We start from the raw sequence: 13,113 nt of genomic DNA, 5'->3' as shown, positions 1-13,113 counted from the left end.
CCCTACTTATCTGTCATGAATGATAGTGCTTTTACATCAAGTACTGATAAAATGTCAAGTTTCCGAAATTCTTCAATTGGTATTAATTGAATATCAACTTCCCTCATAATTTCCAGAAGTTCCTGAATAGATGATGCATATTCAGAGAAAAATTCTGGCATTATTTCAACATTTCCGTCTTTCGTTGTGGTGGTTTTACCTGCATCAATAAATTTTTGGCCTATAAGTGCTTGTTTTTGGCGGAACTTATCAGTTACTTTTTTTAATTCATCAAAGTTATCACTGATAATCCAGGAAAGTCTGCCGGGCATAGATAAATCTTTTTTGATTAAATTGTCTAATAATTCCGTCCTTTGTAGTATCTCTTCAATGGACATGTTGATTTTCATATTCTTCTTCTCCTTTTGCTAAATTGCTTAAAATACTAATTAATACAACTGTTTTGCTTTAAGTCAGCTATTTGGGCTTTTAAAGATTCAACTGCAGCTAATAATTCTTGATATTTTAATTCCAGGGAATCCGTTTCACAATATAATTCCTGTATTCCCTTACAAAGAAATGCGTCGATATTATAACCCAGGACACCTTCACCCGATTCGGAAATAAATTTTTCTGAAATAGAGTATCCTCCTCCAATGATAAAACCATAATTTTTCTGATAAATGCCATCCTTTAAATCACATTTTAGATTATAACTGCAGACATCCGTTTTCATGATTTCTTCCCGGGCGGATTTAAGTTTTTCAATATTAGTTTTGAGGTCATAAACTGATGATGTGTCAACACCTTTAAGTGTCCAAACTTTATGGATTCTAAAAGAGGCGCTGCCGTATGAGAAACCAGCATTGTCACCGGCAGGTTGAGTGGGTCGCAGATAACCGGCTCCATCAACCATTATGCTGCCGTAATCAGTATCCACAGGATTAGGGCGTAATATAAGATTATTCATACTACTAATTTGACCACCATTAGAAGCGTTAATCCCTAAACCTTCACTGGTACACATTATGGAACCTGCACTTAAACTATTACAAGTAATAATTGGTGTATTTACGCCACTCAATATAGTAGTATACTTTCTTAGTTCAATATGCCCAGCTTCACTTAGGCCTTCACCAATATAAAGCATATCATAGGTACTAACGGGTACAAGACGTAGCATAGAACTATTTCTTTGGGTATAGTTTGAATACATTGATATTTTATCTTTTATATTTATGGAAGTAGCGTCAATTGTACCTGTAATGGTAGCGTTTGTTGCTATAAGGGTACCTGATTGATTTACAGAAAATCTCCCATTACCCGCCCAAAAAGCCCATCCACCACCATAAGCACCCATTCCAGTGGAGTTATTGTTTTTAGCACCTGTATAAGCAATACCGTTATAGATATGGTCACCATCAATGGTCCAAGTTGCAATTTTTCCACTGCTTGCAGTGATATTTCCAGAAATTGTAGCGTTAGTAGCAGTTAAGACGCCAGCATTTGTTACTTTGAAGGCAGTACCGCAGCTAATGCCATTATTTCCTAAGTACACACTATTATTTGTACCTCCCAGAGAGGTGGTATTTTGGGCTATATAAGTACTGTTAATATTAAAACCAGCTATCTTTCCGGCTGTAGCAGTTACTGTACCATTTATGCTTAACGTACTTCCGTTCCATGATAATTTGCCAGAACCATAGTTAAAAGTTCCGCTATGCAAATTGATCCATCCGTTTGTACCAGCTATATTTCCAGTGGTTATTTGGGCAGCAGTAATGGCGTTAGTTTTTATTCGGTCAGCAGTTATACTGTTAGTTTTTATCCTGTTGGCATCAATGCTTCCTGTTTTTATTGCCCCACCATCTATCACGGTGGAACTTCCACTCTGTGATGCATTCATAAAGGTAGTCAGTGCACTGATCTTAAGATCCCTGGTAGCTACGGCAATCATTTGATCCGTAAGAGCCAGATTGGAGGCACCTGTATTTGATTTAACAACTAAATCTATTCTCTTGGCGGTCTGCTCGATACTTGAAATATGCGAATAAACAGAGGTGCCACTGGTGGGATCCCCCGGATTTCCAATTTTGGAATCTGTTTCTGACACTGTCTGGCTTATCTTTTCAAAATCCTGATGGATCAGTGAACCCAGATTTTTTAGCTCGTGCTTAACGGGATCTCCATTTTCATCATAATAATCAATTGTGGTATTCAGCCATACGGAATTATCGATGGAATTCTGAACCTCATCTACTTTGGTGGAGACTCCGGAAACAGTATTTTTCAGTGTTATCAGTTCGCCTTCAAGCTCAGCCGCATCTGCCAGTTTGCACCAGCTGAATTCTTTTATATATTCAGACGTGCTATCGGAGGAATCTGACGGCCTCACGGGAATAGTCAGTACACCGCTGCTGCCGGTAAGAGATGGAATAACATCTATCTGTAGATATGAGGTCATGCTGTCATTATTCTTTACTGTAACAGTCATGCCGGGAGGAATATTTCCAATTTTGCCCACTGTGCATGCCACGGCTTTAGTTCCTTTATAGCAGCTTATGCTGACTATGATACTGGTTGGAACGGCCAGTCCGTTTGCGGCTGCCAGGAATGAATGGCTGTCTCTTGAGAGGAATACTAAGACAGGTGATTCACCGGGTTTCCCCTGCCTGACACAGTAAATTGTGTGTTCGTCATATAAAGTTTTATCCTGATTTTCACAGCGGATATGCAGTGACTGTTTATTTGTGATAGCAGAGGAGGGAATGGTAATGGAAGATTTGTCTTCAGAAATACCGGATGAAGTTTCTATGCCATCCAGCAGCCATCTGGAGATAACGGCATTATTTCTTGCTATTGCATGTACAGTTATAGATGAAGGGGTGATGATATTATCTGCCTCCGTAAATACCTGGCCTCCGACTATTGTGATAGAGTCTGTCATATATGAAAGGTGTTCTATTTCCTGTTTTTGTGTTTCGTACATAACTGAAAACTCTTGATCGTTAAATTTCATTTTACTGACATCAAATATTGTATTGCCGTCTTCATCAAGCCACTCCCGTATCCCGGTGGTGTCGATATTGCGCTGTTTAATCTCGCCGTCACCTACCATGTCAGATTTTATAAAATCTTTTGGTACTATTGAGTCGTGCAGTCCGGAAGCGTCCAGCATTATATTTCCTGTGGAATCACAGATCAGCAGGCTGGGATGCCCTGCAGCATCATATCCTATCTGAATTCCTACTTTGCCCAGACTGTCATAGAACTGCAGAGTATTACCAGCCAGCTTCATTCCTGCGTCACCTTCATCAGACTGTATGAGCAGATCATTTGAAGTGATTTTAGCTGATGTGAGTACTAAGGCAGTAATTTTGCTGGCTACAAATTCGCGGATAAAGGCTTCATCCAGATGAGCATTTTTGGCGGTAAAATTGAATACATAACCATCTTCTACCAGAATATTCCCTGCAACCATATCCTTAAATTTCGCAATCTCAGCAGAAAGATCCTGGAATACAGCAGAATCCGCTGTAAGGAACTGGGCAGTCAGATATTTAATAAAAGCACTGTCAGCCTCAAGTTTTCCCACCTTGGCGATTTCCGCCGCAAGTTCCTCTGTCTTTAAATAATTTGTCTCGATATTGGCGAATTGGCGGAGGGTATCGGAGTTTATACTGCTGATCTGGGAATTGAGTGCATTTTCACCAGAATACCGGTCAAATACTGTCCGCAGGAATTTTTGTATAGCTGAATCAGTGGCAGTACTGGCTGCGGCCTTTATGGTATTTTTGCCGGAACTGGAGATTTTGTCCACCAGGTTCAGAAAATCACTTTTTTTCCCATAAGAGGTAGTGACTGTGGAGAATTTAATATCCAGGTCTTTGTCCCACTCAAGGATTGAAAATGTCATTTCTGATATCCGGGCTTTTTCATAATAGTCTGGAGCTGTCTCCACATAGATGAAGTTTCCAATGTCCATTTCTTCACGCAGATGGGAGAATTCTTCCATATAAAAGGGATTATCTGTACTGATGGAAAACTGCAGCTGCGGCTGGGATTCAATTTCCAGCTGGTCCTGTGCCGACTGCAGAAGCTCTTTTTGTTTTTCAAGCCTGCCATTCACACCGTCAAAATCAGATAAAATGATATTGCTGTCTGTATAATCCGTATGACGATAAAGTGCTTTGATTGCTGCGAGTTCTTCTTTTGAAAAGCCGTAATCAGGGTGATCAGGACGGCCTTTTTTTGATAAAGTGTCCATTTCACGTTCGCTGGCATCCATAATTGATTTCCAGGAATCCGCCTGTGCCTGGCGGTTCTTAAGCGCAGCCTGCGCCTGTTTCAGGTAATCCTTGTATTTCTTATAGGATTGCTGACGGGATTTCCAGAGGGCTTCTGTACCTGTCCCTGTACCTCCTGGCCAGGGCTTGTCATAGCCATTTTGCTGGTAGGAGGCGATCAGCTGTTCATAGTTACTGATTTTAGCTTCCAATTCATTGACACCGTAGAGATCCCACATGATTTCATAATCAGTTTTTGGGGCTTCCTCCACAGCCCCGGATTCTTTTCTTGTGATCTCCGCCTGAATATCTGGAATAACTACATTTTTAAAACTCAGATACATACCCAGATCAGGGGAATTTGACATGTCCAGGGTTCCGTCCGGCTTCTTGTTCCGCTCCTCAATTTTCACAATAAGCTTTTTATAGATATCCAGTTCCGTGTAGAGCTGGGGAAGGTCATAGGCTGCCCAGTTGTTTGTGACAGCATCTTCAGGCACCCGGTTCAGGATTTCTGACTGTCGTTCAAGTGCATCGGCGTATTTTTTATAGGGTACCAGATACTGGGCGGCGAGAGAGCTGCGGGCAGCCAGATATGCATCATATTTGTCTATTACTGACTGTGGAAACTGCCGGTGGAGGAAATAATTGATATTGACAATATCAGAGCTTCCGAGATTTACAGGATTAATAAGCAGGTCATCCTCCCCTTCTACTGTAAATACAGTATAAATCTCGTCAGAATCTGACTGTATGGAACAGTTATTCAGGATGGTATCATATGTGAGGCAGATGTTTGTATTTTGGCCGTAGGTACTAAGATCGTAAGCATTTACCTCCATGTGTTCGGAATCAAACTGAAAGATACAGCGGAACGCTTTGCTCATTTTCTGAAAAAATGACAGGACATCCACAGAGTCTTCCTCGAAGGAACGCCGCAGAGATCTCAGAGAAGTATCTATGTGGCCAGGTTTCCAGGTACGGCTGACATTGGACAAGACCAGATTGATGAGGCTTAAGGAAGGCTTGTCAGGATTGTACAGGACAATCTGTTCTTTCGGAATTCCATCCACGTCTGTATTTTCCTCATACATCTCAAGGGAGCCTTCTGTACCGCAGTTAATTTTGAAACCAACCAGGTCATCATTTTTTAAGGTATATTCATAGGACATGGCTGTAAGGGATTTTATTTCCTGGCTGGCCTCTTTTTGTATGCGTGGAGGTTCTTCGATATAAAACCAGCCAAATTCCGGGATATAGAGTTCCATAAAGGAGTCTATCTCATCATAAAAATTTGAAACTTCCCCACCCTCTATACGGGCAACTTCCAGCTCCAGGGTGGAGGGTTCGCACATTCTGGGGGTGAGATCGGCGCGCTGCACGCCATTTAATGCTCCCAGGATCCGCTTGCCGGAACGTGCCAGATAAATATCACAAGGCCGGGTCCTGTCCCAGTAATCATATTTTAATTTCATATCAGATACCTACCTTTCGCGGAAATTCACATCGAATCTCCAGGTCAAAATTTCCGGAGAGCAGCAGTTTATTCTTGCCTGGGATAAGCCGGGGCCACGTCAGGTTAAAATATTCAAAGGAATATGGCTTTCCGTTAATATCTGTAAGCTTTTTTCTGCGGCTGTCCAGAGTGATAACGTTATTTGCTATACAATTCAGAGTACATGGGCCTTGAGTGGTATCTGTCTGATTGTCTATGGATATAAGACCGGATGAATGGGGAGTGATCCTCAGAACTGGACTTAATGACATTTCCAATTCATCACTGGTATTATCTATAGTGACAACAGCAGTTGTCTGACAGGCAAAGCTGGCAGTATATGGTTCAAAGGGGTAGGGAGCATTGCAGGTAAAAGTAGCAGTAAATCCACATTTAACCCCGCCATATTCAAAATAACTGAACTCATCATCAAATACCCCGTAATAAACCAGGTTTTCATAGACTTGTTCATCATCCCCGGCCAGGCCTTCTATGGAGAAGGCCCTGGGAAAACTGGGGCTTGTCAGTACAGCAGTGATCTGGCGGATCTCGTCACGTGTAAGGCGTCCGGCATCTGCCTTCATGAAGGAAACAGGAAAACGCAGAACGTCTGTGTATTCCATTCCTTTATAATTCTGATAGGGGCGGTATTGGTTCATCTCACTTGTGATCCCCTGCCGTTTTACTATGGCAGGGGAGTTGTTTTCAGAACCAAAGGCGCACAATACCAGATCTAAATCTTCAGAGGAAAAACCATTATAGATAAAGGAGTTTCCAAAAGCTTGCATGTAATCACCTTCTCTTTCTTTAGCGTTTCAGGCCAGTCAAGGACTGCAGGCCCTGATACATATTTTTTTCAAAGGACTTCAATTTCTGGTCCATTATTTTTTCAAGCCCGGGCAGGGCATCTTTTGTTACGTTGCCTTCTACTGTAATTAAACTGCCGAAGTTCTGGGATATACTGACTGCTTTTTGAGAAGGCAGAGCGGCAGCGGGAAGAGAACTTGCGGCAGCGGACAGGGAGAGGGGAGCACTCAGCTGGCTCAGCTCCCAGAGACGTTTTGTCTGTTCATTGCTGAATATCATTTTTGCATCATCAAGTCTCACAAGCTGTCCGCCTTTAGTAGCAACAAGCTCGTCGCGGCCCCCCTCACCAATGACACCGTAGCCGGTAAGGGAAGAGATATCTCTGGCGCCTCTGGCAAAGTAACCCAGCCAGCGTCCATTTCCGTCAAAACGTGAATTCTTTCCGTCTATGACGGCATTCATATTTGCGTACATGATACCGTCCGGCCCCACATAATACCAGTCTTTTCCATTGGCTCCTTTGATCCACTGGTTTTTCTGGACGGCACCGCTGGCATTGGCGTAGTACCAGGTGGCTCCAAGTTTAAACCATCCTGTCTTCATTTTTCCGCCGGCAGCCAAATAGTAATCTTTACCGTTGGAATTAATCATCCCGTTTTCTACCATTTTGCCGTCGCTGCCCAGATAGTACCAGTCTTTGCCATTAGCGGCTTTGATCCATTTGTTGACTGCCATATCTCCGCCCGGATTCAGATAATACCATGTCTGTCCGTCTTTGACCCAGCCCTTCTGCATGTAACCTTTTCCGTCAAAATGATACCATTTGCCGTCTATCTGTTCCCAGCCGTTTTTTGTATAGGAACCGCCGTCATGTTCATACCACCAGCCTGTGTTGTTCTTTTTCCACTGTCCGCCGGCTTTGGCCGCGGCAGTTTCTTTGGCAGGCGGCACGGATGCAGAATTATTTGTGGCCTGCTTCTGGGCATTTGTATTAATATCAGCCACATTGCTGCCAACGGCTGATTGTCCGGCTGCAGTCTGGGAGGCTGCTGCTGCCGCTTTTTTGTAAGTCTCTATGGCAGTGACAGCGTTTTTCCAGGGATCGGATAATTCAGATGACAGGTGGATCCCGTAGGCTTCCGCCATACTTCCAAGCTCTTCATAGACAGCTGCATAATTATCCTGTGCCCCGGCGAGCATTCCTGCAATGGCTTCTGACTGCGCTGTAAGGTCAGTATCGAGAAGTTCTTTCTCTTTATCTGCTTTTTCCTTTAAAGCATCCAGCTCTTCATCATATGCCTCTTTGAGCATATCGGTTTTATGATCCTTCTGATCTTTAGCCAGTTTATCTTCCAGCTTCAGAAGTTCATCATTCAGAGACTGGCGTTTTGCTTTTGCAGAACCGGAATCATCCCCGGACATGGAAGCCAGCTGTGCCCGGATAGAGTTGATCTGTTTCTGAGTTTCATTAACCCTTTCCAGATAATCTTCGTACCGTTCTTCCTGAGATATGGCCTCCTTCTGGGCCTTGATATATTTTTCCATTGCATCGGTCTGTTTATCGATGCCTTCTTTTACAACATCTATGACTGCCTTTTTATATTTTGACAACTCATTAGATGCCTTTCGCTGCTGTTCTTTATACTCTCCAAGCTCCTCATTATACTGGCTTTGGGAAATTACTCCATTTGCAAGCTCACGGTCCAGGGCCTTAATAGCCATATCATAATCAGCCACTTTAGTCCGTGCGTTAACCATCTGCATGGAGAGCAGAGCAATTTTTGTACTGCCTGCGGATGTGAGTTTGCCGTCCTCCGAGAAGAGAGCAGAATCTTCGATTTTATCGGAAAGAAAATCTAATTCATCATTCAGGTCATCCAGTTTATCGATGCCGTTGTTGAAGCCCTGCCACCGTATATCACGGATTGAGTCATTCAGGTCTTCTATATCAGACCTGGCACTGTTCAGCTCCTTCTGGATGGATTCTATATTTCCTTTCCACTCCCACCAGTCATCTGTATTTTCAACAAGAACACCACTGCTGGTCAGAGAATCAAACTGATTCTGCAGCTCCTGTCGTTTTCCATTCAAGTAAGAAATGATCTGGTTTTGGGCGTCAATCATCCCGTCATAATCAGAGACAGAGGCGGAGCCGCCTTTGGCATCCTGCAGATCAATAAAACTTTTCTGATTGCTGATGAGCTTTTCCTGATAGGAGATGAGGTTGTCAAAATCATCTTCGATATTATCGAGTTTTGATTTATTCAGCTCAATAAGTTCCATCTGCAGATCTCTTGCTTTGTCAGAGCAGTCCTGGGCTTTTTCGTAGAGATCCTGGAATTCCTTTATTTTTTCACGAAGGTCTTCATCCTCTATATCTTCAATGTACAGCTGGCCCTCACGGATTTTCTTCTGCAGACTATTATCGATCCCGACAGCAGATGCTTTTTTTGTATAATACACAGAGGCGTCCCGGAATGTCTTAACGTCTTTATTGCCCTTTGCCAGGGCAGTATCTATAGCTGCGTTTTGGTTCTGGTAAGTCTGATATAAGTCCTCCGCATAAGATTTCAGAGCGTCAAACATCCGCTCCAGGCTCTTTGTCAGGCGTTCTATCCAGTCAATTGTGGTGTCGGCCTTTTTAGAAGAATCGGAATTGCCATCGGCCAGGGCGGTGCCGGAGACGAAAGCGTTGCCAGAGTTAGTCTGTGTATTTTTAGGGATTAGAGCAGTACCATTTACCATAGCAGCCCCTCTGCCCGCTACGAATCCTCTTTCTAACAGAGCCTCTGTTTGTTTGTGATTAAAGACAATTGCACCAAAAGGCAAGTTTATAAATTCAGCGCCATTGTCACCATAAGTTCGCCACTTTCCAGTATTGGGATTTACCACGATTTCTCGTCCAAGCTCACCAATTAATGTTGTCCCAGACCTTCTGGATGCCCAATTACCAGTTGCATAAGCTAAACCGGTATAAGCGGAGGCCCATAATGTACCATTAACATGAGCAGTACCATTAACGGTATGTATACCAGAAATCGACGGTTTTGAATCATTACCAGAAGTAGTATTACCTATTGAAGGCAGATTGAGGGTAGAATTGACTGTTGTTATATAGACAGTTTTACTTTTAATAGCATCTAATTCTCTGCGAATATTATACAACTGCTGCCTTGCATCCCAGACTTCTGCCGAAACAGTAATTCTCTTAGGCGTAAAGCTATCATTTTCTATAGTATTCTTTTTTTCAGTATAAGTATTAGAATTTAATTCCACAGTACAAGATAGTTTTGCGGTCTCTTTATCAGCTTCAGCATTGGAGATTAATTGTTTTAATTCACTTATACGCTCTTCAGTTCCAGGTTCAATAGCAACGCCTAAATGCATTTTTTTCTGCTCTAAAGTACTTAATTCTTGCTGATAAATTTCAATCTGACTATCTAGTTCCCCTATGTATGTTTCAATTTGTATTTGAGTGGGAACTCCTAACTGTTCTTTTTGTGCTATTAGATTTGCAATTTGGGCTTCCGCTTGAGCGATTTCATCTTCACTAATTATACCATCTTGTTTGTAAGCATTTAAAATAGATGTTCTTGAACCTATTTCCTGCTCAAGGCCAACGTATTCAGATACTTTTTGGGAACCAAGGTTGTTTTGTAATTCATAAGCCATCTGAAGATCTTCAAGAAGCTGATGTAATTCTTCACTTTCTACTTTCGTATGATACGGCTTTTCATTTAATTCATCAATTCGTGCTTGGATGATATCTATATTCTCTTGTGTAGAAATTATCTCATCATTAATAGAACCAGTATTGTAATTTTCAAATTGTAAATCTATCCCAAAATCTTTTTGAATACCGAACATCGCCTGTATTGTTTCAGGTTTCCAATTAAATGCAGCAGCATAGTCCTCCATAGTTTTCCCGGCTGCAATTTGTAAAGTGCCGTTATCTGGGGAATACTCCATTAAACCTTTGTCAAGAGCCTCTTCGATAAATTTTTCTGCGCCTGCTTTATCTTTAAAATAAGTTTGGAGATTCTCCACATATGACTGAACTTCTTCTTCAGGTATTGTGTCAGGGACAATAAATTCCATAGCTGCTTTATACTTATTTGTACCTATTCGGCCATAACTATCAGAATTTTCGTCAGCGACATCCCGTATAGCAGTAATAGCATTTTCTACATCAGTTCCCATATCGCCGGCCTCAGGTCCGTTTTGGTTATCCAGCCATTCCTGGTATGCACCTGTTGCTTGCCTGATAGTATCTGCCATAATTTGATATTGCTGAGAGTTTGATGAAATAAGCGATTGTTGTGATTCTAAAAATTCAAGACGAGTTTTCTGGGCTTCTGTTAATTCAAGATCCGAATTGCGCAGCTGTTCTATTTCTTCCATATTCCGAATATATTGATTCTTAGCCTGCGCGTCATTTGCTTCTAATGTTGTGAGGGTCTCTTTTGCTTTAGCTTTTGAAAGTTCTTCTACTTTATCTTTATTTAACTGAATAACCCCATTAACATTCTCAAGGGCAGAACGATAATCATTAAGACCTTCAGTATTATATATATCCATTGAAATTCCGGTTCCAGCTGATTGGGATGACAAAATATCAGAGATAGATGAGAAGGATGACATAAATGAATTAAAGCCTGATTCAGCATCATCAAATTTGGCTGAGATTTTGATGGTGGATTGTTGTGTAATGGCATCGACCTGGTTGAGTACATTGCTAAAAGTGTCAGAGAAGTTATCTTGGGCAGTTATCTTATAGATAAGTTGTATCTCTTCATCGGAAAATGTATTTAATATATTATTATTAAACGAAGTGTCCTTTGAAAAGGTGGCGCTGATTGAATCGCGCATAGACTGGATAAGGGAATCAGTTTCCCTGACATTAGCGATTGTGGGTTCGAATATGACGGATATTTTGTTTGCCTCTTCTTCGCCGAATTGCTTCTGTATATCTGCTATCATATTATCGTAGATATCCATATAAGCTTTGGAACTAAGAGAAGATGGGTCAACCTGGAGGAAATCCAGCAGCATGGATTGCATTGAACCTCCGCTGTCGCTCAGTACTGTTTCTTTAAAAAGAGGAATAATGTTGTCCTGGATATATAACTTTGCATCACTGAAGTCAGATACTCCGTCAACTTTATCCCAGTTTGTATTTGCAATGATATTGTTGACTGCGTTTTTATCTTGATTGGTCATATAATTAAAGTCATCGGATTCTTGTTGGAGCCAGGTATAAAGTGAAGCATCCAGTTCTCCCCAGGATTCTTTATCCTGCTCAAGGACAGCTAACATATCCAATGTATTATTAACATAATCCCTCATGGTATCTGTGTAAGCATCAGATGAAAATTTGGAATATACTTCTTGAAATAGCTGTCGGTTTTTATTTTGTTCTTCAGCATTAACGTCTACCTGTGCAAGCCAGGAAACAGAAGTATTGTCTAAAGAGGATATTTCCTGAAATTTGGGCTGTTCATATGTGATATTTGATTCATCTAATAACTGTTTAAAAGTATTGGCAAGACTGGAGGCATCATCCCAACTGCTGCCAGAGAAAACAATGCTGCTGTTGTTGGAGAAGCTGTCTGCAATGCTAAGTGGATCGTGATTCAGCTGTGACATTATCAGAGCTCTTTGATGCCTTAATTCCTCTAATTTATGGTTAGATTTATTGACCTCCTCAAGAGTACCATTAAAAGCATCCGGCAGTTTTTCTACAATTGCTTTACTGTTCTCCCTGCCCTGTAATTCTAAAATATTATTTAATGAATCAGATAGGGTTGAAGCATCCCCATTGAGACGTACCATGGCGTTTCCATTGCTGTCATATACGCGGTCAAGTGATGGGAAGAGTTCCAAAAGCTGCTGGTTGACAGAGAGGAATTGCCGGTAATCATCGTCATTGAGGGAAATGTTTTTTCCATTTAAGGTATCGACGCCCCTTGCAAGTGTGTCGTATTGAGAGGCTAAAGAATGTGCATTATCTACCTTAGATGAGAATTCTCTTTTAAGGTCATTAATTGTAGATTTAGCTTGTTTACCCTTTTCAATTAGGCGTTCACTTTTATGAATCTGGTCATCAATAAAACTTACGACACCAGAAACAGCTAGATTTGCAAGCGTCATAATGCCAAAATTGACAAAAGAGCTGGCAATGCCGCTCAAGGCCGAACGGATGCTGGAACCGGCACCGGATGCCATAGCACCAAAGACAGACATTTCAGAGGCACTGTTCTGGATAAATTCAGAAAATTCATTTATATCCATATTTCCTTTATCGAGCTCAGTAAAAAATCCTTCTAGTTTATCTGAAGGAAGATTATTTAGAAAATTCTTTAAACCGAAAGGGTCACCAGAAGCTTTTATAGTCTGGTACCTACCATATAAATTTTTTATATCAAAACCATTTAAAGAATCTTGAAATGATTTTTTTCTACTGCTTAATGATTTTATTATTGAATCTAGAATCAAAACTATATTATTGGGAAGTTGATAGAATTAAAAAAAGATGTTAAAATAAAA

At 41.3% G+C, this 13,113-nt stretch carries 4 protein-coding genes; all 4 read right to left on the bottom strand.

The window, feature by feature from the left end:
• Positions 1-2: 2 nt before the first annotated feature.
• The 4 genes from NSB28_RS13745 to NSB28_RS13730 are packed head-to-tail and all read right to left on the bottom strand — an operon-like array spanning position 3 to position 13,062.
• On the bottom strand, positions 3-389 hold the full coding sequence (locus tag NSB28_RS13745) for a hypothetical protein (protein ID WP_109747427.1): 387 nt from the start codon (positions 387-389) through the stop codon (positions 3-5).
• 35 nt (positions 390-424) lie between these two features.
• Complete coding sequence (locus tag NSB28_RS13740; RefSeq protein WP_109747428.1) at positions 425-5,740, bottom strand: hypothetical protein; 5,316 nt, start codon at positions 5,738-5,740, stop codon at positions 425-427.
• A 1-nt stretch (position 5,741) separates the two neighbouring features.
• Complete coding sequence (locus tag NSB28_RS13735) at positions 5,742-6,548, bottom strand: phage tail domain-containing protein (RefSeq protein ID WP_109747429.1); 807 nt, start codon at positions 6,546-6,548, stop codon at positions 5,742-5,744.
• 19 nt (positions 6,549-6,567) lie between these two features.
• A complete protein-coding gene (locus NSB28_RS13730; protein WP_257497836.1) occupies positions 6,568-13,062 on the bottom strand; it encodes a hypothetical protein in 6,495 nt (2,164 codons plus the stop codon).
• Between the last annotated feature and the right edge of the window lie 51 nt (positions 13,063-13,113).

It is taken from the genome of Murimonas intestini, from assembly GCF_024622195.1.
Classification (GTDB): Bacteria; Bacillota; Clostridia; order Lachnospirales; family Lachnospiraceae; genus Murimonas; species Murimonas intestini.
Note: the sequence above shows the minus strand (reverse complement) of the source record. Positions and strands in the feature narration are given on the sequence as shown.